This window comes from Mesorhizobium sp. M1027, from assembly GCF_040318745.1.
Taxonomy (GTDB): domain Bacteria; phylum Pseudomonadota; class Alphaproteobacteria; order Rhizobiales; family Rhizobiaceae; genus Mesorhizobium.
Genome location: NZ_JAMYMW010000004.1, coordinates 330,779 through 353,097 on the forward strand (window position 1 = coordinate 330,779; position 22,319 = coordinate 353,097).

21 protein-coding genes, 1 tRNA gene and 1 riboswitch are annotated in these 22,319 nt (G+C 62.8%); of the genes, 11 read left to right on the forward strand and 11 right to left on the reverse strand.

The window, feature by feature from the left end; genetic code table 11:
• Positions 1-116: 116 nt before the first annotated feature.
• Positions 117-1,124, forward strand: coding sequence for a magnesium and cobalt transport protein CorA (locus NKH50_RS10680; protein ID WP_023677347.1), 1,008 nt, complete (start codon positions 117-119; stop codon positions 1,122-1,124).
• A 117-nt stretch (positions 1,125-1,241) separates the two neighbouring features.
• Here the strand turns inward: NKH50_RS10680 and NKH50_RS10685 are convergent, their stop codons facing one another.
• On the reverse strand, positions 1,242-1,766 hold the full coding sequence (locus NKH50_RS10685) for a GcrA family cell cycle regulator (protein WP_352878487.1): 525 nt from the start codon (positions 1,764-1,766) through the stop codon (positions 1,242-1,244).
• A gap of 355 nt (positions 1,767-2,121) precedes the next feature.
• Here NKH50_RS10685 and NKH50_RS10690 point away from each other — a divergent pair, with 355 nt between their 5' ends.
• The 3 genes from NKH50_RS10690 to NKH50_RS10700 all read left to right on the forward strand — a co-directional run bounded on the left by NKH50_RS10690 (position 2,122) and on the right by NKH50_RS10700 (position 5,420).
• Positions 2,122-3,321, forward strand: coding sequence for an aspartate aminotransferase family protein (locus NKH50_RS10690; protein WP_352878490.1), 1,200 nt, complete (start codon positions 2,122-2,124; stop codon positions 3,319-3,321).
• A gap of 14 nt (positions 3,322-3,335) precedes the next feature.
• Positions 3,336-4,247 carry an ornithine carbamoyltransferase gene (gene argF, locus NKH50_RS10695; RefSeq protein WP_254816329.1) on the forward strand — a complete coding sequence of 304 codons (912 nt, stop codon included), beginning with the start codon at positions 3,336-3,338 and terminating at the stop codon, positions 4,245-4,247.
• Between the two features lie 162 nt (positions 4,248-4,409).
• Positions 4,410-5,420 carry an Hsp33 family molecular chaperone gene (locus tag NKH50_RS10700; RefSeq protein ID WP_352878493.1) on the forward strand — a complete coding sequence of 337 codons (1,011 nt, stop codon included), beginning with the start codon at positions 4,410-4,412 and terminating at the stop codon, positions 5,418-5,420.
• A 6-nt stretch (positions 5,421-5,426) separates the two neighbouring features.
• On the opposite strand, the gene apaG is transcribed toward NKH50_RS10700, so the two are convergent.
• Complete coding sequence (gene apaG, locus NKH50_RS10705; RefSeq protein ID WP_254816331.1) at positions 5,427-5,819, reverse strand: Co2+/Mg2+ efflux facilitator ApaG/CorD; 393 nt, start codon at positions 5,817-5,819, stop codon at positions 5,427-5,429.
• A gap of 228 nt (positions 5,820-6,047) precedes the next feature.
• Between apaG and NKH50_RS10710 the strand changes: the two genes are divergently transcribed.
• Positions 6,048-7,202 (forward strand): ceramide glucosyltransferase, encoded by a 1,155-nt coding sequence (locus tag NKH50_RS10710; RefSeq protein WP_352702277.1) that lies wholly within the window; start codon positions 6,048-6,050, stop codon positions 7,200-7,202.
• 35 nt (positions 7,203-7,237) lie between these two features.
• On the opposite strand, the gene NKH50_RS10715 is transcribed toward NKH50_RS10710, so the two are convergent.
• Complete coding sequence (locus NKH50_RS10715) at positions 7,238-8,428, reverse strand: O-succinylhomoserine sulfhydrylase (protein WP_352702275.1); 1,191 nt, start codon at positions 8,426-8,428, stop codon at positions 7,238-7,240.
• Between the two features lie 69 nt (positions 8,429-8,497).
• Positions 8,498-8,575: riboswitch (SAM riboswitch) on the reverse strand.
• 135 nt (positions 8,576-8,710) lie between these two features.
• Between NKH50_RS10715 and NKH50_RS10720 the strand changes: the two genes are divergently transcribed.
• Complete coding sequence (locus NKH50_RS10720) at positions 8,711-9,805, forward strand: 2'-deoxycytidine 5'-triphosphate deaminase (RefSeq protein ID WP_352702273.1); 1,095 nt, start codon at positions 8,711-8,713, stop codon at positions 9,803-9,805.
• A gap of 55 nt (positions 9,806-9,860) precedes the next feature.
• On the opposite strand, the gene araD1 is transcribed toward NKH50_RS10720, so the two are convergent.
• From araD1 to chvE, 4 genes are all read right to left on the reverse strand, one after another.
• Positions 9,861-10,853, reverse strand: coding sequence for an AraD1 family protein (gene araD1, locus NKH50_RS10725; RefSeq protein WP_023719489.1), 993 nt, complete (start codon positions 10,851-10,853; stop codon positions 9,861-9,863).
• 183 nt (positions 10,854-11,036) lie between these two features.
• A complete protein-coding gene (gene mmsB, locus NKH50_RS10730; RefSeq protein ID WP_292659525.1) occupies positions 11,037-12,329 on the reverse strand; it encodes a multiple monosaccharide ABC transporter permease in 1,293 nt (430 codons plus the stop codon).
• Positions 12,326-13,858 carry a multiple monosaccharide ABC transporter ATP-binding protein gene (gene mmsA / locus NKH50_RS10735; RefSeq protein WP_023719487.1) on the reverse strand — a complete coding sequence of 511 codons (1,533 nt, stop codon included), beginning with the start codon at positions 13,856-13,858 and terminating at the stop codon, positions 12,326-12,328. Before mmsA ends, mmsB begins: the two co-directional genes overlap by 4 nt.
• 99 nt (positions 13,859-13,957) lie before the next feature.
• Positions 13,958-15,022, reverse strand: coding sequence for a multiple monosaccharide ABC transporter substrate-binding protein (gene chvE, locus NKH50_RS10740; protein ID WP_023719486.1), 1,065 nt, complete (start codon positions 15,020-15,022; stop codon positions 13,958-13,960).
• A 316-nt stretch (positions 15,023-15,338) separates the two neighbouring features.
• On the opposite strand from chvE, the gene NKH50_RS10745 reads away from it, so the two are divergent.
• Positions 15,339-16,328 (forward strand): LysR family transcriptional regulator, encoded by a 990-nt coding sequence (locus NKH50_RS10745; RefSeq protein WP_352482475.1) that lies wholly within the window; start codon positions 15,339-15,341, stop codon positions 16,326-16,328.
• A 314-nt stretch (positions 16,329-16,642) separates the two neighbouring features.
• Here the strand turns inward: NKH50_RS10745 and NKH50_RS10750 are convergent.
• Positions 16,643-16,716: transfer RNA gene (locus NKH50_RS10750), tRNA-Gly, on the reverse strand.
• Between the two features lie 93 nt (positions 16,717-16,809).
• Between NKH50_RS10750 and NKH50_RS10755 the strand changes: the two genes are divergently transcribed.
• Positions 16,810-17,112, forward strand: a complete 303-nt coding sequence (locus NKH50_RS10755) for a DUF6460 domain-containing protein (RefSeq protein ID WP_254816341.1) — start codon at positions 16,810-16,812, stop codon at positions 17,110-17,112.
• A gap of 62 nt (positions 17,113-17,174) precedes the next feature.
• Here NKH50_RS10755 and NKH50_RS10760 read toward each other — a convergent pair whose 3' ends face one another.
• A complete protein-coding gene (locus tag NKH50_RS10760) occupies positions 17,175-18,077 on the reverse strand; it encodes a histone deacetylase family protein (protein WP_352878497.1) in 903 nt (300 codons plus the stop codon).
• A 50-nt stretch (positions 18,078-18,127) separates the two neighbouring features.
• On the opposite strand from NKH50_RS10760, the gene NKH50_RS10765 reads away from it, so the two are divergent.
• Complete coding sequence (locus NKH50_RS10765) at positions 18,128-19,552, forward strand: MATE family efflux transporter (protein ID WP_352488569.1); 1,425 nt, start codon at positions 18,128-18,130, stop codon at positions 19,550-19,552.
• A 3-nt stretch (positions 19,553-19,555) separates the two neighbouring features.
• Here NKH50_RS10765 and NKH50_RS10770 read toward each other — a convergent pair whose 3' ends face one another.
• Together NKH50_RS10770 and NKH50_RS10775 are read right to left on the reverse strand one after the other, a co-directional pair.
• Entirely contained in the window at positions 19,556-20,632 is a 1,077-nt protein-coding gene (locus NKH50_RS10770; protein ID WP_352488238.1) for a quinone-dependent dihydroorotate dehydrogenase, read from the reverse strand.
• Positions 20,629-20,979, reverse strand: coding sequence for a DUF952 domain-containing protein (locus tag NKH50_RS10775; RefSeq protein ID WP_352488239.1), 351 nt, complete (start codon positions 20,977-20,979; stop codon positions 20,629-20,631). The genes NKH50_RS10770 and NKH50_RS10775 overlap by 4 nt, the downstream gene beginning before the upstream one ends.
• A 125-nt stretch (positions 20,980-21,104) precedes the next feature.
• On the opposite strand from NKH50_RS10775, the gene NKH50_RS10780 reads away from it, so the two are divergent.
• Together NKH50_RS10780 and NKH50_RS10785 are read left to right on the forward strand one after the other, a co-directional pair.
• On the forward strand, positions 21,105-21,536 hold the full coding sequence (locus tag NKH50_RS10780) for a hypothetical protein (protein ID WP_352488240.1): 432 nt from the start codon (positions 21,105-21,107) through the stop codon (positions 21,534-21,536).
• Between the two features lie 120 nt (positions 21,537-21,656).
• Positions 21,657-22,319, forward strand: a complete 663-nt coding sequence (locus NKH50_RS10785; protein ID WP_473556440.1) for a response regulator — start codon at positions 21,657-21,659, stop codon at positions 22,317-22,319.

Sequence of the window (22,319 nt, forward strand, 5' to 3'; positions counted from 1 at the left end):
TGTCTCTCGATACCAATGCGAATTTCGGATTCGCCACCTGACCGAAAATTGCGCTAAGCTTTCGACGCGCTGACTTCTCGGTTCCGCGATGAAGGCCCCGCCTTCAGGAGGCTGCGATGGAATATGTCCGCGAGTTTGCTCCTGCGCCGCCGATGTCGGGTATAATCGCTTGCGGCGTCTATACGGCTGGGCGGCGCATCGCCGACATTCCGATCGAGGAAGCCGGCGAATGGGCCGGGAAGCCGGGCCATGTCGTCTGGATCGGACTGCTGGAGCCCGACCGCAATTTGTTACTGCGCGTCCAGGCGCAATTTCATCTGCATGAGCTGGCGATCGAGGACGCCGAGCATCCGCACCAACGGCCGAAGATCGAGCAATATGGCGATGCCCTGTTCATCGTTGCCCGCACGGCGCAGTTGATCGACAGCCGTGTCACCTTTGGCGAGACGCATCTGTTCGTCGGCGCCGGCTATATCGTCAGCGTCAGGCATGGCCCGTCGACCTCCTACGCCGCCGTTCGCCAGCACTGGGAAAGCTGTCCGCATTCCCTCGCCAAGGGCGAGGATTTTGTCCTCTACGCCATTCTCGATTTCATCGTCGACAACTACATGCCCGTGCTCGAGCAGATCGAAAACGAGGTCGAGGCGATCGAGGACAAGGTTCTGCTGAAACCGATGACCGGCTCCGATATCGAGCGGCTTTACATGCTGCGCCGCGATCTCTTGCGCCTGCGCAACGCTGCTCTGCCGCTGGTGGAGGTCTGCCGGCGGCTGACCAGCGCCGATCTGCCGCAAATCCACACAGCCATGCATCCGCTGTTTCGCGACGTCACCGACCATATCCGCACTGTCCAGGAAAAGATCGACAGCCTGCGTGAGGTTCTCGCTTTCGCCTTCGAGGCGAGCCTTCTGGTCGGTCAAAGCCAGGAGACGGCGATTTCCAAGAAGCTTGCCTCATGGGCGGCCATCTTGGCCGTGCCCACGGCATTCGCCGGCATTTACGGCATGAATTTCAGCGACATGCCGGAACTGAGGATGGAATATGGCTACCCGGCCGTCCTAGCGGCAATTGCCCTGATCTGCACGTTTCTTTACTGGCGGTTTCGCAAGAATGGGTGGCTGTAGGGGTAAGGGAATAGGCAGTAGCCAGTAGGGAATAGGCAATACGGAAGTGGGTTGTTGGCGAAACGACCCTTGTGAAGCGCTATCTTCCCCTACTGCCTACTCCCCAGTGCCTATCGCCTATCTATGCCGCCGCCGCTCCGATGCTGGCTGAAACGCCACGCGGGCGTGGTACTTGCAGTAAGGGCCGGTTTCGGCGGCGTCGTTGCCGCAGAAATGGAAATCTTCCGAAAGCGGATCGCCATTCGGCCATTTGCAGGTGCGCTCGTTCAGCTCGACGAGTTGCAGATGCCGCGAGATCGGCACGACGACGTTCTCGACCGGGCGGATATAGTGGCGCGCTACCGGTTCGGCATCGAACTGCGCCTTGAGCGCGGTCGCACCGATCGATATCGACGTGGTGGCATGGCGCGTGGCACTTGCTGCCCGAGACACCGATTTCTGGATCGTCGATCCCTGTACCGTCTTCTTCTGGCGTGCCGGTGAGGCGGTCGTGCGTCCGCGACCGGACAGTTTCAGCCGGTGCACTTTGCCGATGACGGCATTGCGGCTGACCCCGCCAAGCTGTGCGGCGATCTGGCTGGCGCTGAGGCCCTCCGACCACAATTTTCTGAGAAGTTCGACTCGCTCGTCAGTCCAGTTCATGAGACCGCGCTCCTGCTGAAACGTGCGGCAATCGGAATCCATTCCCGACCCGGCTTCTGCCGGGCAGACACCACATATATCGGGTGATTAGGTCCGCCGCACGAAATCTAGTTATTTCTCTACTACAATTACCTTATGCGCTGACTCGGTGACAAGAGTCCCAAGGCCAACACGAATCGGTTTTTTCGGTTTTCCCCAACTTGCCCGGTCGCTTATGAGCCGGCGTTATGCTGGAGGGCTTGCCGCACGTCCTTGTGCGACCTTTTCGTTGACTTCACGGCCGAAAAACACGATAAGCCACAAGGGCCGCCGCTTTGGCGGCTTTTTGATTTTTCCGGTTCCGGAGACGCATATAATGAGCGGTTCGGCGCTTTTCGAGACCTTTGTTCGCGCACCCCTGGCTTTCGACCACGGTGAAGGCACATGGCTGGTCACCGATAAGGGCGAGCGATATCTCGATTTCGCCGGCGGGATCGCCGTCAATTCGTTGGGCTACGGCCATCCGCATCTGGTCGCGGCCCTCACCGAGCAGGCCGCCAAGCTCTGGCACGTCTCCAATCTGTACGAGATTCCGGGACAGAGCCGGCTCGGCGAGCGGTTGGCCGACGCCAGCTTCGCCGACAAGGTGTTCTTCACCAATTCCGGCGCAGAGGCGCTCGAATGCGCCATCAAGACGGCGCGGCGCTACCACTTCGTCACGGGCCATCCCGAGCGATACCGCACAATCACCTTCGAAGGCGCCTTCCACGGCCGTACCCTGGCGACCATCGCCGCCGGGGGCCAATACAAATACCTGGAAGGTTTCGGCCCCAAGGTCGACGGCTTCGACCAGGTCGGCTTCGACGATGTGGATGCGGCCGAAAAGGCGATCACGCCTGAAACCGCGGCGATCCTGATCGAGCCGGTGCAAGGCGAGGGCGGCATCAGGCAAGTGCCGACGCAATCGCTGAAGCGGCTCAGGCAGCTCTGCGATCAGCACGGACTGCTTCTGATTTTCGACGAGGTCCAATGCGGCGTCGGCCGCACCGGAAAGCTGTTCGCGCACGAATGGGCGGGCGTCACCCCCGACCTGATGGCGGTGGCCAAGGGCATCGGCGGCGGCTTCCCGATGGGTGCCTGCCTCGCCACCGACGAGGCGGCGGTCGGCATGACCGCCGGCGTGCACGGCACCACCTTCGGCGGCAGTCCGCTGGCGATGGCGGTCGGCAACGCCGTGCTCGACGTGGTGCTGGAAGACGGCTTTCTCGAGGACGTCCGGCGCAAGGCGCTGCTGTTGAAGCAGGGGCTTGCCGGTGTCGCCGACGAATTTCCGGATGTTATCGAAAGCATCAGGGGCACCGGCCTGATGCTTGGGCTTAAATGCGCGATGCCCAACACCAAGGTCACGGTGGCACTGCGTGACCAGCATCTCTTGACGGTTCCGGCCGGCGACAACGTTATCCGCTTGCTGCCGCCTCTCACCGTCACCGACGCCGAGATCCACGAGGCGCTCGAGCGCATTCGTGCCGGCGCCAAGAGCCTGGCGGATGCCATCGTCGCTGCCGCTGCGAAGTAATCCTGGAATTCCTGATGTCCCTTCGCCATTTTACCGATCTTTCTGCCGTTTCCGAAGGCGATCTGCGCTTCATGCTCGACGACGCAGCTGTGCGAAAGGCAAGGCTCAAGGCCGGAGAACGCAGCAAGCCGCTCGAAGGCAAGGTGCTGGCGATGATCTTCGACAAGCCGTCGACGCGCACGCGCGTATCGTTCGACGTCGGCATGCGGCAGTTGGGTGGCGAGACGATCATGCTGACCGGCACCGAGATGCAGCTTGGCCGCTCGGAGACCATTGCCGACACGGCCAAGGTGCTGTCGCGCTATGTCGATGCCATCATGATCCGCACCACCTCGCATGACCGGCTGTTGGAACTGACGGAAAACGCTACGGTCCCCGTCATCAACGGGCTGACCGACGAGACCCATCCCTGCCAGCTGATGGCCGACATCATGACCTTCGAAGAGCACCGCGGTCCGGTGGCCGGCAAGACGATCGCCTGGACCGGCGACGGCAACAACGTGCTGCATTCGCTCCTGGAGGCATCTGCGCGGTTCCATTTCAAGCTGAACGTCGCCGTGCCCGAGGGCAGCGAACCGGCTCAGAAGCATGTAGACTGGTCGAAAGCCAATGGCGGCAAGCTGAAATTCACCCGCTCGCCCGAGGAGGCCGTTCACGAGGCCGACTGCATCGTCACCGACTGCTGGGTGTCGATGGGCCAGGAGCACCGTGCCCGCGGCCACAATGTCTTCCTGCCCTATCAGGTCAACGCGGCACTGATGGCGAAAGCCAAGCCGGACGCGCTGTTCATGCACTGTCTGCCGGCGCATCGCGGTGAGGAGGTTACCGACGAGGTCATCGACGGACCGCATTCTGTGGTGTTCGATGAGGCCGAGAACCGGCTCCATGCCCAGAAGGCGGTCCTGGCCTGGTGCCTGGGCGCTTGATACGGGCCGCGATGATCCGGGCCGGCCTGATCTGCGCCGCCTTGATCCGGGCCGCCTTGATCCGGGAGTGGGTGGTGCCTATCTCAGGCGCATCACGCAAATCGAGCGCGTCTCGTCGCATGCGCCCCGGAGGGCGGCATCGCCGCGCCCCGGAGCTTTGTCATGTTGGAAACTCATCAATTGGCTGAACATAAACCCAAGCTCGGCGAATTCGGCTACGCCGGCGACGATCATGTCGTGCCGTTCGAGGTCGGCCCGCTCGACGTGCGCGGCCGCACCGTCCAGCTCGGGCCGATGCTCGACGCCATTCTCAGCCGCCACGACTATCCCGAGCCGGTCGCCCGGCTCCTGGCCGAAGCCTGTGTGCTGACGGTACTGCTCGGAACTTCGCTGAAATTCGAGGGCAAGTTCATTCTGCAGACCCGCACCGACGGGCCGGTGGACATGCTGGTCGCCGATTTCTCCACGCCGCACGCGCTGCGCGCTTATGCCCGCTTCGATGCCGGCCGGCTGCAGGCTTTGACTTCGGCCGGCGAGACGTCACCGCAGACGCTGCTCGGCAGCGGCGTCCTGGCGCTGACCATCGACCAGGGCGCTCACACGCAACGCTACCAGGGCATCGTCCAGCTCGACGGTGTCACACTTGAAGATGCCGCACGCACCTATTTCCGCCAGTCGGAGCAGATTCCGACCGACCTCCGCCTTTCGGTTGCCAAGCTTCTGACGCCCGGCGTCGGCGGTGCCCGCGAGCAATGGCGGGCCGGTGGCCTGCTGGCACAATTCCTGCCGCAGTCGGCGGAGCGTATGCGCGTACCCGACCTTCCCGGTGGCGACGGCGATCCGCGTGAGGAAATCCATGACCCGACCGACAATTCCTGGCAGGAGCTGCTGGCGCTGCTTGGTACTATTGAACCGACCGAGCTGATCGATCCGACGATCGGCGCCGAACGGCTGCTTTACCGGCTTTTCCACGAGCATGGCGTCCGCGTGTTCGGCGGCGTGCCGGTCGCCGACCAGTGCTCATGCTCGAGGGAGAAGATCCGCGGCATTCTCGAAGGCTTTTCCGCCGAGGAGATCAGGGACAGCACCGAGGATGGCAGCATTCACGTCGCCTGCGAATTCTGCTCGAAGCAATATGACTTCGACCCGGCGGAGTTTGCAGCGGCTGGATGACGGCCCTCAATTGACGGTGCGCCGCGTGCCCGGCAAATCGAGCGAGAAGGCGGGGATGGCGACGTCGAACGTCTCGCCCCGCTTGTTGCGCATTGTGTAGTGCCCGACCATGATGCCGGACGGGGTCGAGAGCGGGCATCCGGACGTATACTGATAGCTGTCGCCGGGGTTGAGTCCGGGTTGCTCGCCGACGACCCCGGGGCCGCGCACTTCCTCGACTTTGCCGGTACCGTCGGTAATGTGCCAGTAGCGTGACAGAAGCTGCACGAACTCATCCGACTGATTGTCGATGGTCACCTGGTAGCCCCAGACATAGCGGTTTTGCGGCGGATCGGAGTGATCCTCCAGATAGAACGGCCTGACCTGCACTTCGATGTTGCGGGTGACGGCGCTGTACATAAACTGCTCCAAAGCAATGTAGATGGAACTTTCGATGCTCAGCGCAGTTTGGTCAACGATGCGCAGCATCTTCTTGCCCGATCTCAAGCGCAGGTGCCGAAAAACAATGTCATTTGAGTGACACATGACAATGATGGTGTGCAGGCTTGTGCCGGACGACTCAGCGTTCTGTCGAATTGTTGAAAACGGCTGTCATGCGGCCGGCATTTCTGGAGCGACCAGATCTCGATGGAACCGACATTCGCAGCCGCCCTCCTTTCCATAGCCCTCCTTCTTTCAAATCTCGCCAGCATCCTGTTAGCTTCGCAGAAGCTGAAGCGACCAGCCAGTATTGCACCGCCCGCGGCCAACGCGCCGCCGGTATCGATCGTCATCCCGGCGCGCGGCGTCGAGCCGTTTGCCGAAGAGACGCTGGAGCGCGCCTTCTCACTCGACTGGCCGCGCTACGAACTCATCTTCTGTGTCGCCCATGCCGACGACCCGGTGGTCAAGCCGATCACCGCCGCAATGGCGCGCTTTCCAGCTATTCGCGCCCGCCTTCTGGTCGGTGACGACCGCATCAGCGGCAATCCAAAACTCAACAATTGCGTGAAGGGTTGGGAGGCGGCGCGTTATCGCTGGGTCATCCTTGCCGATTCCAATGTGCTTATGCCGAGCGACTACGTCCAGCACCTGATGGCGGCGTGGCGGCATGACACCGGCCTCGTCTGCTCGACGCCAATCGGCTCGCGGCCGGACGGCTTCTGGGGGGAGGTCGAATGCGCCTTTCTCAACACGCTGCAGGCACGCTGGCAGTACGCTGGAGAGGCGCTCGGCCTCGGCTTCGCCCAGGGTAAGAGCATGTTGTGGAACAAGCCAATGCTCGATGCCAATGGCGGCATCCGCGCGCTTGCCGCCGAGATCGCCGAGGACGCCGCCGCGACCAAGCTGGTCAATGGGCTCGGACTACGGGTCAATCTTGTCGCCTCTCCCTTCGAACAGCCGCTCGGCCGGCGCACGCTTGGCGAGATCTGGTCGCGGCAGGCGCGCTGGGCGCGGCTGCGCCGCGTCACCTTTGCACTGTTCTTTGCCCCCGAAATCCTGATCGGCGCGGCACCGCCGCTGGTGCTTGCACTGATCGCCGCGGCTGACGCCGGCGTCAGCCTGCCGGCAACCGCCGTCGCCGTGCTGGTCGCGGCCTACCTGCCGGAATGCGCCTTGGCCTCGGCCAAGGGATGGCACCTGTCGCCGCGCACGATCCCGGCGATGATGGCACGAGACCTGATGCTTCCCGTCATTTGGGCGCGCGGATGGCTGAGCGGCGCCATCGACTGGCGCGGCAACGTGATGACTATCCAGACGAAGACTGTCGCGGAGCTGGAAGAGACCCCGTCCGGCGCCTGATCGGCACGTCCCCGCTGCCTCTGTTCGGCCAGCCCTTATCCGGCAACTCTCAGTGCCTGCTCGATGTCTTCGAGCAGGTCGTCGGCGTCCTCAAGGCCGACTGACAGCCTGAGCGTTCCCGGTCCGATGCCGAGCTCGGCGCGGGCTTCATCAGTCAAGTTCTTGTGTGTGGTCGTCGCCGGATGGGTGATCAGGCTCTTGGCGTCGCCGAGATTGTTGGAAATCAGCACGACGTCGAGTGTGTTCTGGAAGGCAAAGGCCGCCTGCTTGCCGCCCTTCACATCAAAGCAAATCAGCGTCGAGCCGCCCGACATCTGCTTCTTGACCACGGCCGCTTGCGGGTGGTCGGCGCGGCCGGGATAGATGACGCGGGCGATTTGCGGGCGCTCGGCCAGGAAATCCGCGATGCGGCCGGCACTTTCCGTCTGCTGGCGTACGCGTAGCGGCAGCGTCTCCAGGCCTTTCAGCAGCGTCCAGGCATTGAAGGGCGAGAGGCTGGGGCCGGTGTGGCGGAAATAGTCATGCAGATTCTCGTCGATCCATTTCTTGTCCGACAGAACGATGCCGCCAAGACAACGCCCCTGGCCGTCAATATGCTTCGTGGCCGAATAGACGACGATGTGGGCGCCGAGCTGCAGGGGTTTCTGCTGCAAGGGCGTAGCGAAGACATTATCGACGATCAGCCTGGCGCCGATCGAATTGGCAAGTGCCGCCACGGCGGCAATGTCGACTACCTCCAGCGTTGGATTGGTAGGGCTTTCCAGGAAAAACAGTTTGGTGTTTGGCTTGACCGCCTTTTCCCAATTGGCGATGTCGGTGCCGTCGACCAGCGTTGCCTCAATGCCGTATTTCGGCGCCAGCGTCTCGATCACCCAGCGGCAGGAGCCGAACAGCGCGCGGGCCGCTACGATATGGTCGCCCGCCTTGGCGCTACACAGCAGTGCTGCCGTCACCGCCGCCATGCCGGATGCCGTGGCGCGCGCGTCCTCGGCTCCTTCCAGCGCGCACATGCGTTTCTCAAACATGTCGACCGTCGGATTGGCATAGCGCGAATAGATGAAGCCCGGCTCCTCGCCCTTGAAGCGGGCCTCCGCCGCTTGCGCCGTCTCGTAGATATAGCCTTGGGTGAGATACATCGCCTCGGAGGTCTCGCCGAAGCCGGAACGCAGCGTCCCGGCATGCACGAGTGCGGTCTGAGGCTTCCAGTCGCGCTTCTTGGTCATCATTCCATCCAAACACCAAAATTGGTCCAAACAACAAAAAACCGGCCGCGAAAGTCGCAACCGGTCCATATGGCCTTGCGGCCGACGGTCCTTTAGCGACTTGTTTAACGTGGCTGCAAGCCGACCGGCCAAATCACCACGGGATAACGAGCTTTAGACCCGCGCCACGCTTGCGTCAATTGCCGGCATGATTAAGAGGATTGTACCAAGCAGGTGCCAAAGGCGTCCACGGTCGGACCTGCGACAGAACAAGACCTCGCCCGGCGTTCGAACGGAGCCAGACCCTTGCGGCAGACAGGCATTCTTCCCGATCAGGATATTTCCGCGCTGTTCCAGACGGGCGCGCTGAAGTCGCCGCGCATGCTCGATGCCGATCAGATCCAGCCGGCCAGCCTTGACCTCAGGCTCGGCGACAAGGCATGGCGAGTGCGTGCTTCCTTCTTGCCCGGCCCGGACCACAGGGTTGTCGACAAGCTCAACCGGCTGAAGCTGCACGAGATCAACCTCGCCGAAGGTGCGGTGCTGGAAACCGGCTGCGTCTACATCGTGCCGCTGCTCGAAAGCCTGGCGCTGCCCGCCCATATTTCCGCCTCCGCCAACCCGAAAAGCTCGACTGGACGGCTCGATATCTTCACCCGGGTAATGACCGACCGTGGCCACGAGTTCGACAAGATCGCCGCCGGCTATGAAGGCCCGCTCTATCTGGAGGTCAGCCCGCGCACTTTCCCGATCATCGTGCGGACCGGCTCGCGGCTGTCGCAGATCAGGTTCCGCACCGGCAATGCGCTCTTGTCGGAAAGCGAGCTGCACGAGTTGCACCGCGCCGAAATGTTGGTCGCCACCGAACCACCCAACATCTCAGGCGGGGGAATCGCGCTGTCGATCGATCTCGACGGCGACAAGGACGGGCTGGTCGGCTATCGCGGCAAGCACCACACCGGCCTGGTCGACGTCGACAAGCGCGCCGCGCAGGATGTCGTCGATTTCTGGGAGCCGCTCTACAAGAGCGGTGCCGGCGAGCTGGTGCTCGATCCGGACGAATTCTATATTCTGGTGTCGCGCGAGGCGGTGCATGTGCCGCCACTCTACGCCGCCGAAATGACGCCTTTCGACCCGCTGGTCGGCGAGTTCCGCGTCCATTATGCCGGTTTCTTCGACCCGGGTTTCGGCCATTCGGCGTCGGGCGGCACCGGCAGCCGGGCGGTGCTCGAGGTGCGTAGCCACGAAGTGCCGTTCATCCTCGACCACGGCCAGATCGTCGGACGGTTGGTCTACGAGCATATGCTGAAACGGCCGCAGGCACTCTACGGCACAGATCTCGGCTCGAACTATCAGGCGCAGGGCCTGAAACTGTCCAAGCATTTCCGCGCCGCGCGATGAGTTTGGAACTGCCAATCTCCCCCACGAGGGGGGAGATCACGCTGTCATCGACGCCTCAAAGCGCCTTCACCGCCACCTTCACCGGCTGCTCGATTTCAAGCGGGTTGCGCAGCGGCAGGCCGAAATCCTGCGCCTCGATTTCGAATACGTCACCGGCCTCGGTCCTGATGCCGTCGGCGAAGGACAGCGTCGCCGTGCCGAACATGTGCACATGCACGTCGCCCGGCTGGCGGAAGGCCGAGTATTTGAAGTGGTGATGCTCGAGATTGCCAATGGTGTGCGACATGTTCGCCTCGCCCGACAGGAACGGCTTTTCCCAAAGCAGCTTGCCGTGGCGCAGGATGCGTGAAGCGCCGCGAATGTCGGACGGCAGGTCGCCGATCAGGATCTCCGGCCCGAACGAGGCGTTGCGCAGTTTCGAATGGGCGAGGAAGAGATAATTCACGCGCTCGGTGACGTGGTCGGAAAACTCGTTCGACAGCGTGAAGCCGACGCGGAACGGGGCGCCGTCGTCGCCGATCACATAGATTCCGGCGATTTCCGGCTCCTCGCCGGCATCCTGGGCGAAGGCGGGCGACATGAGCGCCGCGCCGGGCGCCACTGCCATGGTACCGTTGCCCTTGTAGAACCATTCGGGCTGCACGCCGATCTGGCCCTTCGCCGGCTTGCCGCCCTCCAGCCCCATGCGGAACATCTTCATGGAATCGGTCAGCTGTTCCTCGCCGCCATCGCTGAGCTTCTTGTGCATGGAATCGCGGGTCGCGGCGGAGCCGAGATGCGTCAGCCCGGTGCCGGTGAGATGGAGATGCGCCGGATCGGGATGGTTGATCGGCGACAGCAGCCGTCCCTTCTTGTAGGCTGCATCGAGATCGACGGTTTCGCCGAAGCCCTTGCGCTCGATCAGGGCGACAAGCCCGGTGCCGGTGCGCGCGGCTTCCATCGCCAGCGAATAGACGCTGCGGGCCCCGTTGATGACGCGGGTCTTGCCGCCGTTGCGGGCAACGACGCGGATCGTCTCGGCGTCGTCGAGGATCTGGGAGATCAGCATGGTAACCCTCTCTGAATTGCGGCCTGCCTTCTTGGCAAACCCTGCCCGGCGCGGCTCAGACCCTGTCCACGCCGCGGTTGAAATTCTTCGTCCGGATTGCGCTCGCGGGTCAGGTCCCTCGGGGGACTTCTTCGCGCCGCCCGGCAGCGCCGCGATGTGACCCGTATGCCTCCTGGTTGCCTCTCAAGCCTTGTTCTTGTTGTAGACGTCGAAGACGACGGCGCCGAGCAGCACCAGGCCTTTGACCACCTGCTGCCAGTCGACATTGACGCCCATGATCGACATGCCGTTGTTCATGACGCCCATAATGAAACCGCCGACCACCGCGCCGATGACCTGGCCGACGCCGCCCATCGCCGAAGCGCCACCGATGAACACTGCAGCGATGACGTCGAGCTCGCTGCCGAGGCCGGCCGCCGGCACAGCTTGCCCCAAGCGCGCTGCGATAATCAGGCCGCCGAGTGCCGACAGCACGCCCATATTGATGAACACCATCAACGTCAGCCGTTCGGTCTTGATGCCCGATAGCTGGGCTGCCTTGGCATTGCCGCCCATCGCATAGATGCGGCGGCCGATCGTCATGCGTTTGGTAACGAAGACGAACAACGCGATCAGCACGCCCATCACCATGAGAACGATGGGGAGGCCCCTATAGGTGGCGAATTGGTAAACGAGAAACAGCGCCAGCGCGCTGATCACCAGGGTCTTGACGACGAACAGCGAGAAGGGCTCGGCTTCGTAGCCATGCTTCTCGCGGGTGCGCCGTGCCCTGAGCCCGAAATAGGCATAGGCGAGCACGGCGACGAGGCCGATCACGATCGTCGTCAGGTGCAGCGTGAGGCCGCTGCCGACAATGGTTTTGCCGGCGGCGTTCACGGTTGGCGGTATCAGCGTCAATGGGCCGATCAGGTCCGGAATGAAGCCGGAACTGAGCGCCTTGAAGCCGACTGGAAGCGGCCCCACGGAAGACCCGCCACCAAGCAGCGCCTGGCAGATGCCGCGGAAGATCAGCATGCCCGCCAGCGTGACGATAAAGCTCGGTATTCGGTGATAGGCAATCCAGTAGCCTTGTGCCGCGCCGATCGCACCACCGACGATCAGGCAGATGATCGACACCACCAGCGGATTGCTCAATGGGCCAAGCGGCCAGATGACCATCATCATCGCCGCCAATGCGCCGATGAAGCCGGCGACGGAGCCGACGCTGAGATCGATGTGACCCGAAACGATCACCAGAAGCATGCCCAGCGCCATCACGATGATGAAGCTGTTCTGCTGCACGAGATTGCTGAGGTTCACCGGCTTGAACAGCGTTCCGGACGTGGTGAACTGGAAGAACACCATGATTGCGATCAACGCCAGCACCAACCCGTATTCGCGCAGATTGGTGACCAGCGCCGAGACGGCAATGCGAGGTCCCTGTTGTAGATCCTGGGCAACGCCGGTCTGCGGCCCGGGAGCGCTTTCGGTGCTCATGATGCTTTTCCTTCTCCGCGGACGATGGCGCGCATTATCTTTTCCTGGCTGGCGTCGCTTGCCGCCATTTCGCCGACGATGCGTCCTTCGTTCATGACGTAGATGCGGTCGGTGATGCCGAGCAGTTCGGGCATTTCCGACGAGATGACGATGATTGCCTTACCCTCGGAGGCGAGACGCGCGATGATCGTATAGATTTCATATTTGGCGCCGACGTCGATACCACGTGTCGGCTCGTCGAGGATCAGCACTTCCGGATTGGCGAACAGCCATTTCGACAGCACCACCTTCTGCTGATTGCCGCCAGAAAGGTTGCCGGTCATCTGGTAGACGCTCGAGGCGCGGATGTTGGTCCTGCCGCGATAATCGTTGGCGACCGAAAGCTCGCGCAAATCGTCGATCACGCCGTGGCGCGACACGCCGGGCAGGTTGGCCAGCGTGATGTTGTGCTTGATGTGGTCGATCAGGTTGAGACCGTAGGTCTTGCGGTCCTCGGTAACGTAGGCGATGCCGTGTTCCACCGCCTTGCTCACCGAAGAGACGTCGATCGGCTTGCCGTTTAGGAACACCTCGCCGGTTATGCGGCGGCCGTAGGACCGGCCGAACAGGCTCATGGCAAACTCGGTCCGGCCGGCGCCCATGAGCCCGGCAATGCCGACCACTTCGCCCTTGCGGGCGTTGAGGTTGATGCCCTTGATGACCTGCCGCTCGGCATGGATGGGATGGTAGACCGACCAGTTTTTCACTTCGAGAACGGTCTCACCGATCTTCGGCTCTCGCGGCGGGTAGCGGTCGTCGAGCGAACGGCCGACCATCGACGTGATGATGCGGTCCTCCGAGATGTCCTTCTTGGCCAACGTCTCGATGGTCCGGCCGTCACGGATGATCGTGACCTTGTCGGCGACCCGGTTCACCTCGTTGAGCTTGTGGGAGATCAGGATCGAAGTGATGCCCTGCCGCTTGAATTCGAGCAGCAGATCGAGCAGCGCCTGGCTGTCCTTTTCGGACAGGCTCGCCGTCGGCTCGTCCAGAATGAGCAGCTTCACTTCCTTGCTGAGCGCCTTGGCGATCTCGACCAGCTGCTGCTTGCCGACGCCGATATTGGTGATCAGCGTGTTGGGGTCTTCCTTGAGGCCGACCTTCTTGAGCAGGGCGCTGGTGCGCGTCTCGTTGGCATTCCAGTCGATGACGCCGTATTTGGCCTGCTCGTTGCCGAGAAATATGTTTTCGGCGATAGACAGCATCGGCACCAGCGCAAGCTCCTGGTGGATGATGACGATGCCCTTGCGCTCGCTGTCATGGATGCCTTTAAAATGGCACTCATCGCCGCGATAGATGATCTGGCCGTCATAGGTGCCGGACGGATACACACCCGACAGCACCTTCATCAGCGTCGACTTGCCGGCGCCGTTCTCGCCGACCACGGCATGGATCTCGCCTTCCTCGACCATGAGCTTGACGTTCGACAGCGCCTTGACGCCTGGAAACGTCTTGGTGATGTCGCGCATCTCCAAAATCGTCGATGCCATTGAGAATACCACTCCTGCGAGGTCCGCAAACAATACCGGGCTGGCTCGCCAACGAAAAGGGGCCCTGCCTGCGCAGGACCCCAGGCTTTGTAACCGCGATTACTTCAGTTCTTCGGCCTTGATGTAGCCGGAGTCGACCACCAGCGCCTGGTAGTTCGACTTGTCGACGTCATGCGGCGTCAACAGGATCGAGGGAACGACCTTGACGTCGTTGTTGTAGGTCGTGGTGTCGAGGCCTTCCGGCTTGCCGCCCGAGAGCACCTTGTCGACGAGTTCGACCGTCGCCTTGGCGAGTTCGCGGGTGTCCTTGAACACGGTCGAATACTGTTCGCCGGCAATGATCGCCTTGACCGAAGCGGTCTCGGCGTCCTGTCCGGTGACGATCGGCCATGGCTGATCGGCAGTGCCGTAGCCTACGGCACGCAGCGAAGCGATGATGCCGCGCGACAGGCCGTCATAGGGCGAGAGCACGCCATCGACGCGGCTGCCGTCCGAGTAGTTGGCGGAGAGCAGATTGTCCATGCGGGCCTGGGCGGTTGCCGCCAGCCAGCGCAGCGTGCCGACCTTGTCCATGCCCATCTGGCCGGACTTCACGACGAGGGTCTTGTCGTCGATCAGCGGCTGAAGAACCGACATGGCGCCGTTATAGAAGAAGAACGCATTGTTGTCGTCCGGCGAACCGCCGAACAGCTCGATGTTGAACGGACCCTTCTTCTCGGGATAGCCGAGGCCCTTGAGCAGCGATTTTGCCTGGATGACGCCGACGCCGAAATTGTCGAAGGTGGTGTAGTAATCGACATTTGGCGTCTTCTTGATCAGGCGGTCGTAAGCGACGACGACAACGCCGGCGTCATTGGCCTTCTGCAGCGCATCGCCCATCGTGGTGCCGTCGATCGAAGCGATGATCAGCGCCTTCGGTCCCTTGGTGATTTCGTTTTCCAGCTGGCTGAGCTGGTTCGGAATGTCGTCCTGCGCATATTGCAGGTCGACAGTGTAGCCCAAAGCCTCGAGCTGGGACTTGACGGCGTCGCCGTCGTTGATCCAGCGCTGCGAGGTCTTGGTGGGCATCAGCACGCCGACCAGGCCTTCGCCCGCCTGCGCCGGCAGCGTCATAGCCGCGATGCCTAGGGCCGCGACGGCGGCCAGTGTCTTGATAATCTTCACATTAACTCTCCCTGGTTGATGGACGCGTACCCTTGGGTTTCGTGGGCCGCGCAATCGTGCAGGAGCGCCAAAGGCGCCGCTGCCGTCATCGATCTCCGGTATCCTCCCAATCGGCCCCGAAACTCTGGGTTCAATCGATACGAGTTTTCTCTCGTCACCGATCGTCAAGTCTCAGGACGCGCGAAGGGTGTGTCGCTTTGCCATAACTGTCAAATGCGATCTTTGATGGTTGCTATATCGCGACTGATATGGCTTAGGCTAGTGACGACGCTGCCGGATCCAGCTGGGGCGCCGGGCGTAGGAGTAGGGAAAAATCATGGCGGCGCTGCGAAATCCTGGTGGAATATCAGCCGGTTACGATGAGATTCCGCGCGATGGCGGAACCCTGCTGCGCAGCGGCTTGAGCCTGCGTCACATGCGTATGATCGCAGCCCTCGACGAGCACGGCCGGGTGAGTGCCGCGGCCCAGGTCATGAACATCTCGCAGCCGGCGGCTTCGCGCATGATCGCCGAGATGGAGGCGGTGCTCGACGTCAAGCTCTGCGAAAGGCTGCCGCGTGGCATCACGCTGACGCCCTATGGCAAGGCGTTGGCACGGCGCGCGCGGTCGATCCTGCTCGAGATGCGCGAGGTCGACCGCGAGATCTTCGAGCTCAAGGCGGGCAAGGGCGGCTCGGTGTTCCTGGGCGCGGTCACGGCACCGGCGATCGAGCTGGCGGTGCCGGCGATCCGCGAGATCCGGCGCCTCTATCCGCGCATCGAAATCACCATGCAGGTCGAGACCTCGAACGTGCTGGCGCGCGAGCTGATCGCCTCTCGGCACGATTTCATCATCGCCCGCATCCCCGACGACCTCAATCCGCGGCTGTTCGAGGCCCGCGTCATCGGCGTCGAGAAGGCCTGCCTGATCGTGCGCCGCGGCCACCCGCTGACCAAGGGCAAGGCAGTGCGGTTGGAAGACACCGCCGCCTATGACTGGGTTTTCCAGTCGGGCGGCTCGCCGCTGCGCCAAGCCATGGAAAGCAACTTTTTGAACCGCAACATCGCGCTGCCGGATCGCATCCTCAACACCAGCTCGCTGTTACTGACTCTGGTCATGGTCGCGCAATCCGACGCGATCGCGCCGGTGTCGATCCAGGTCGCGAAGTTCATTCAGAACCCCGAAGGGCTCGACGGCGCCATCGACGTCGTCCAGACCGAGTTCGACATCGAGGTCAGGCCCTACAGCCTGATCACGGTAAAGAACCGCGCGCTGTCGCCGGCGGCCAAGATGCTGCACGATTTTATTTTGCGGGAGGTGGGCTGAGGATTGGAGCGGGTAGCGGGGCGCATCCCGTGGCCGGCCAGACGACCAGACAGGCCCACCAGCAGCGGCGCCGATGCAAGTCGGCTACAACTGCTGCGTGATGCTCAAAAAAAGCCCGCCAGCAGAAGCCAGCGGGCCAAGGGTAGACATTCCGGTTGGGGTCATTCGAGGCCCCGCCGACCCTCAATGTGAGATATTCGACGAACTGGCACATCGGCCAAACAGATGAAGGACGGCCAGCCGAGCTGTAAACTGCCTGTAAAGCCGCAAGTTTTCAACATCGCCAACTCAGGCGCAACCCGTGTGGCAAAAGCTGGAGCGGGTAGCGGGAATCGAACCCGCGCGTTCAGCTTGGGAAGCTGACAAGCTACCATTACATCATACCCGCGCTGGTTCCTCCGATATCATGGCCCGGCGCCGATGCGCAATCCGGTTTGAGGGCTCGGCTTGATGCCGGGCGGTCAACTGCGTATTTCTGGGCATGTGCCCGAATCGCGGCACCCGACTGTGGAGACAGGCCTTGTCCGCACTGAACCGCTTTCTCGGCGATACGCCGCTCCGGGTGATCTTGAAGCTGCTTGTGGTGTCGTTCCTCGTCGGCCTGGTCATGAACGCCTTCGGCTGGTCGCCGATGGACGTGCTCTACGGCATCCGCAAATTCTTCATCGACCTGTGGAATTTGGGCTTCCACGCCATCGACCGCTTCCTCGGCTACATCCTGCTCGGTGCCGCGATCGTCGTGCCGGCCTTCATCCTGCTCAGGATCGCCAATTTCAGGAAGTAGAGCATGATCCCAAAAAGTGGGAACCGGCTTTCGGAAAAGATCATGCTCAAACAAACAGCCTTTCACGCGTAGCCCGCAGCCACCTCGAACAGGATGGCGTGGCGTGCGGCAAGTGCTGCGACTTCCGTCGAATAGCCGCCGCCGATAACGCCGCACACCGGGACGCCTAGCGTGCGGAAATGGCGGATCACCATATCGTCGCGGGCGCGCAGCCCGTCATTCGACAGCGCCAGCCTGCCGAGCCGGTCCTCGGCATGGACATCGACGCCGGCATTGTAGAAGACGAGATCCCAGCGCTTTCGCGCCGACAGCTCCGGCAGGATGGCGCCCAGCCGCTCCAGATAGGCTGCATCGCCGGTTCCGTCGTGCAGGGCGATATCGTGATCGGAGGCGATCTTGCGCGCGGGGTAGTTGCGGTCGCCATGCATGGAGAAGGTGAACACGCGCGGCTCGTCGTTCAGGATATCCGCTGTTCCGTCGCCCTGATGCACGTCGAGGTCGACGACCAGGATGTTTTGGACAGCAGCTTCGGCGAGCAGCACCAGCGCAGCCACGGCCACGTCATTGAGGGTGCAGAAGCCGGCGCCTTGCGCGCGCCGCGCGTGATGGCTGCCGCCGGCGGTGTTGCAGGCGATGCCGTTCAGCAAGGCCAGCCGCGCTGCCAGCACCGTGCCGGCCGTGGCGAGCTGCGCCCTCAGCGAAACCCGCTGTCCAATGGGGAAACCGATCTCGCGCTCGATCCTCACCGGCACGTCGCAGGCGAGCACCTGGTCGACATAGTCTGCCGCGTGGGCAAGCTTCAGCCATGATGGCCGCGCAGCCTCCGGCATGTTGAGCGCCTCGGGCCGCGCCAGGCCGCGTGCCCGCAAGGCGTCCATCAGCAGCGGATATTTGCTCATCGGGAAGCGGTGGTTGACGGCGAAGCCGGCGTCGTAGTCGGGATGATGAACGATCTGCAAGGGCATGGGGCGGCCGGTGCACCAGAGGCGGGTTTCGGTTGACCACAATGGGGTGGATGGTTGCGCGAGGTCCGCAAACTGGGGCACATCGGCTAGCCGATCAAGCCGCAACAGGAAGCGACACGCGTTTGGAGCAGGCTTTACCCACCGAAGTCCACGCCACCGAAGCCAGGGCATTCGTCGTCACCAACCGCTCGGTGCTCGCCATCGCCGTGCCGATGACGCTTGCCTATCTGACGACGCCGTTGCTCGGAATTGTCGACACGGCGGTGGTCGGACAGTTCGGCGATGCCGCCCTTCTCGGCGGCCTGGCGGCCGGCGCCCTGATCTTCGACGTCGTTTTCACGACCTTCAACTTCCTGCGCTCCGGCACCACCGGCCTCGTCGCCCAGGCCTTCGGGCGCGGCGATGCGCTGGAGGAGCAGGCGGTGTTCTGGCGCGCCGTGCTGATCGCGGTCGTCGCCGGCTTCGTGCTTGCCGCGCTTGCGCCGCTGGTTTCCACCGCCGGGCAATGGTTCATTGGCGCCGAACCGCGCGTCAGCGCGGCGATGGACGTCTATATCCGCACCAGGATGCTCGCAGCACCGTTCTCGCTGATCAATTACGCCATCCTCGGTTACGTGCTGGGGCGCGGCGAAGGCGGGCTCGGGCTGATGCTGCAATTGATACTGAACGGCATCAACATCGCCCTCTGCTTCCTGCTTGGCCTGGAGCTCGGCTGGGGCGTTGCCGGCGTTGCCTGGGCGACGCTCACCGGCGAATTCGTCGCCATGCTGCTTGGTCTCGCCATTGTCGGCCGGCGCTTTTGGGCGGCGCCCAGGTTGCCGCGCCACCGCGTCCTCGATCTGCCGGCATTCCTGCGCATGATGTCGCTCAATCGCGATATCATGATCCGCTCCTTTTCGCTGCTCGCCGCCTTCGCGCTGTTCACGCGACAAGGCGCACAATTCGGCACTCTGACGCTGGCCGCCAACGCCGTGCTGATGAACCTGTTCCTGGTTGCCGGCTATTTCCTCGATGGTTTCGCCACCGCCGCTGAACAGCTCGCCGGGCGCGCCATAGGCGCCCGTGCCGCCACGGCGTTTGACCAGGCGGTGCGGCTGACGCTGCTTTGGGGGCTCGGTCTGGCAGGCGCGGCGACGCTCTTCTTCCTGCTGGAGGGCACCGATCTCGTCGCCGTGATCACGACCTCGACGGACGTCCGCGCCATTGCCGATATCTACTTGCCCTGGGCGGCGTTCACCGCGCTCAGCGGCGCGCTGGCTTTCGAGATGGACGGGGTTTTCATCGGCGCGACATGGTCGCGCGACATGCGCAACATGATGCTGGTGTCATTCCTGGCGTTCAGCGCCGCGCTGCTGATCCTGGCGCCGGCCTTCGGCAATCACGGCTTGTGGGCGGCGTTGCATGTCTTCCTGCTGGTACGCGGCTTCAGCCTGCTCGCCATATTGCGGCTGCGGGTGCGAACGGCCTTTGGCTGATCGCTAAAGCGGTTTCGCCGCCCATTGATCGAGGCGGCTGTCGCGAAGCTCGCGCAGCGACTTCAGCCCTTGACTGTCCATGAAACGGGCCATGCCGGAAAGAATGCGCCCCGGTAGCGCCGGCCCAGCATAGATCATCCCGGTATAGAGCTGGACGAGATCGGCGCCGGCACGGATCTTTTCCAGCGTCGTCTCGGCGGAATCGACGCCGCCGACGCCGATGACGGCAGGATCCCGGCCAAGCAGTTTCCGCATTTTTGCCAGCACGGTGGTTGAGCGCTCGAATAACGGTTTTCCCGAAAGCCCGCCGGCCTCGCCGGCAAAATCGTTGCTGCGCAGTCCCGCCCGCGCGATCGTGGTGTTGGAGACGATGACGCCGTCTATTTTCTTCTCAGTGACCTCGGCGGCAATGTCCTCCAGCTCGCCCTCGACCAGATCCGGCGCGATCTTGAGGAAGACGGGCGGTTTTGCCGGTGCCGCCGCACGCGCAGCCATGACCCGCGACAGGAGCTCGCCAAGCTGTTCGCGCGCCTGCATGTTGCGCAGGCCCGGCGTGTTCGGCGAGGAGATATTGATTGTCAGATAGCTGGCGTATCGCGCGAACCGGATCACGCCGCGCTCATAATCGCCGACGCGGTCGGCGCTGTCCTTGTTGGCGCCGATGTTGATGCCGACGATGCCGGGGCGGCCTTTTCGGGCGGCAAGACGCTTCTCTGCGGCAGCGTGGCCTTCATTGTTGAAGCCCAGCCGGTTGATTACCGCCCCGTCCGAAGGCAGCCGGAAGATGCGTGGCTTCGGATTGCCCGTCTGCGGCAGCGGTGTGATGGTGCCGACCTCGGCGAAGCCGAAGCCCAGGCCGAGCAGCGCGTCCGGCACTTCGGCATTCTTGTCGTAACCCGCGGCCATGCCGAGCGGGTTCGGGAAGTCGAGCCCGCAAAGGCTGACCTTTAGCCTGTTGTCCTGCGGCGGGCGACCGGCGACCGGCAGACCGCATCTCAGCGCGGCAATCGACAGCCCATGCGCGGTTTCCGGATCGAGCGTGAACAGCAGTTTCTGGCCGATCCGGTCGAACGCGCTCATTCGGCCCCCATCGCCGGGAATTCATGCCGGCCGTCGGGGCCGAGCGGCAATGCCCGCACCGAGACGACCGCATCGAGGCCGAGCCCGCAATAGAGATGCGGGAACAAGGCGCCGCCGCGCGAGACCTCATATTTCAGCGCATGGCCGAGGCGCGCGCTATCGACGGCAACCAGCAGCAACCCGGCCTGGCCGGCGAAATGTTTTGCTGCCGTTTCCCGGACCTGCCCGGCGGTGGAAAAATGGATGAAGCCGTCGGCGACGTCGATCGGCGCGCCGGTGAAGCGGCCTTCTCTTTCAGCCTCGCGCCACAGCGCCTCGGGAACTATCTTGTAGATGATCTCGGACATCGTTGCGCTATAGTCCGAACAGGCCATGCGGGGAAGGGGCAAGCGGGTTTCGCAGGCTCCGAACTCTTCCCCATTTCAGGCGCAAACATGTGATAGATTGAGCCAACTGGCTCATGGAGGAAAACATGCGTCTGAAACACGTCTTGATCCCCGCAGCACTGATCCCGCTTGTCGCGGCGTCGGCCTTTTCCGAGGAGGCCGATCGCTACCGGCTGGAAAAATCGGCAAATGGCTATGTGCGCATGGATACGCAAACCGGCGCCATGTCGCTCTGTGAGGAGCGCTCCGGTCAGCTTGTCTGCAAGACCGCGGCCGACGAACGTGCCGCCTTCCAGGATGAGGTCGACCGGCTGAAAAATTCGGTGAAGGCGCTCGACGAACGCGTCGCCAAGCTCGAAAATTCGCTCGCCGCGCGTTTCGAATCGACTTTGCCCAGCGAGGACGATTTCAACAAGACGATGGGCTACATGGAGCGCTTCCTGCGCAGCTTTATGGACATCGTCAAGGACATGGACAAGGACGAAGACGGCGCCAAGCCCAATTCGCAAAAGACCTAGGCAATTCGCAAAAAAGACCTGGGGCGGGAATAGCAAGCCGGCCACGCCGAACAGCAGGCGTTGCGTTATGATCGTTCAGATCCTGCAAGGCGGAAAATCGCCAACGGGATTCGGGGAGGGATATCACCGTTGGGCTACACATTCGTCATTGCCGACGATCATCCGCTTTTTCGCGGTGCATTGAGGGAGGCACTCGCGGGCATCGGCGACGTTGCCGCCATTCACGAGGCCGGCGATTTCGAAAGCGCCAAGGCGCTGGTCCTGGCCAATGAGGATGTCGATCTGGTGCTGCTCGATCTCTCGATGCCGGGCGCAAGCGGTCTTTCCGGCCTGATTTCGTTGCGCGGCATCCATCCGGCGGTGCCGATGATGGTGGTCTCGGCGCATGACGATCCGGTGACGATCCGGCGCGCGCTCGATCTCGGCGCCTCCGGCTTCATCTCCAAATCGGCCAGCATGGAGGAGATCCGCAATGCGGTGCAGTCGGTGCTCGCAGGTGATATCGCCGCACCCGCCGGGGTCGATCTCGGCGTCGAGCGCGATCCCGAGATTTCGGACCTGATCAAGCGCCTGCAGGCGCTGACTCCACAGCAGACGCGCGTGCTTGGCATGCTGGCGGAAGGGCTGCTCAACAAGCAGATCGCCTATGAGCTCGGGGTCTCCGAAGCGACGATCAAGGCGCATGTGTCGGCCATCCTGCAGAAACTCGGCGTCGACAGCCGCACCCAGGCGGTCATCCTTTTGTCCAAAATCGGCAGCGACCCGCTGCAGACGGCCGGCTGA

What these genes read in the sequence shown, in the direction of transcription:
- NKH50_RS10680 (WP_023677347.1), top strand. Translation starts at nt 117, where the DNA reads ATGGAATATGTCCGCGAGTTTGCTCCTGCGCCGCCGATGTCGGGTATA.
- NKH50_RS10685 (WP_352878487.1), bottom strand. Translation starts at nt 1,766, where the DNA reads ATGAACTGGACTGACGAGCGAGTCGAACTTCTCAGAAAATTGTGGTCG.
- NKH50_RS10690 (WP_352878490.1), top strand. Translation starts at nt 2,122, where the DNA reads ATGAGCGGTTCGGCGCTTTTCGAGACCTTTGTTCGCGCACCCCTGGCT.
- argF (WP_254816329.1), top strand. Translation starts at nt 3,336, where the DNA reads ATGTCCCTTCGCCATTTTACCGATCTTTCTGCCGTTTCCGAAGGCGAT.
- NKH50_RS10700 (WP_352878493.1), top strand. Translation starts at nt 4,410, where the DNA reads ATGTTGGAAACTCATCAATTGGCTGAACATAAACCCAAGCTCGGCGAA.
- apaG (WP_254816331.1), bottom strand. Translation starts at nt 5,819, where the DNA reads ATGTACAGCGCCGTCACCCGCAACATCGAAGTGCAGGTCAGGCCGTTC.
- NKH50_RS10710 (WP_352702277.1), top strand. Translation starts at nt 6,048, where the DNA reads ATGGAACCGACATTCGCAGCCGCCCTCCTTTCCATAGCCCTCCTTCTT.
- NKH50_RS10715 (WP_352702275.1), bottom strand. Translation starts at nt 8,428, where the DNA reads ATGATGACCAAGAAGCGCGACTGGAAGCCTCAGACCGCACTCGTGCAT.
- araD1 (WP_023719489.1), bottom strand. Translation starts at nt 10,853, where the DNA reads ATGCTGATCTCCCAGATCCTCGACGACGCCGAGACGATCCGCGTCGTT.
- mmsB (WP_292659525.1), bottom strand. Translation starts at nt 12,329, where the DNA reads ATGAGCACCGAAAGCGCTCCCGGGCCGCAGACCGGCGTTGCCCAGGAT.
- mmsA (WP_023719487.1), bottom strand. Translation starts at nt 13,858, where the DNA reads ATGGCATCGACGATTTTGGAGATGCGCGACATCACCAAGACGTTTCCA.
- NKH50_RS10745 (WP_352482475.1), top strand. Translation starts at nt 15,339, where the DNA reads ATGGCGGCGCTGCGAAATCCTGGTGGAATATCAGCCGGTTACGATGAG.
- NKH50_RS10755 (WP_254816341.1), top strand. Translation starts at nt 16,810, where the DNA reads ATGTGCCCGAATCGCGGCACCCGACTGTGGAGACAGGCCTTGTCCGCA.
- NKH50_RS10760 (WP_352878497.1), bottom strand. Translation starts at nt 18,077, where the DNA reads ATGCCCTTGCAGATCGTTCATCATCCCGACTACGACGCCGGCTTCGCC.
- NKH50_RS10765 (WP_352488569.1), top strand. Translation starts at nt 18,128, where the DNA reads ATGGTTGCGCGAGGTCCGCAAACTGGGGCACATCGGCTAGCCGATCAA.
- NKH50_RS10770 (WP_352488238.1), bottom strand. Translation starts at nt 20,632, where the DNA reads ATGAGCGCGTTCGACCGGATCGGCCAGAAACTGCTGTTCACGCTCGAT.
- NKH50_RS10775 (WP_352488239.1), bottom strand. Translation starts at nt 20,979, where the DNA reads ATGTCCGAGATCATCTACAAGATAGTTCCCGAGGCGCTGTGGCGCGAG.
- NKH50_RS10780 (WP_352488240.1), top strand. Translation starts at nt 21,105, where the DNA reads ATGCGTCTGAAACACGTCTTGATCCCCGCAGCACTGATCCCGCTTGTC.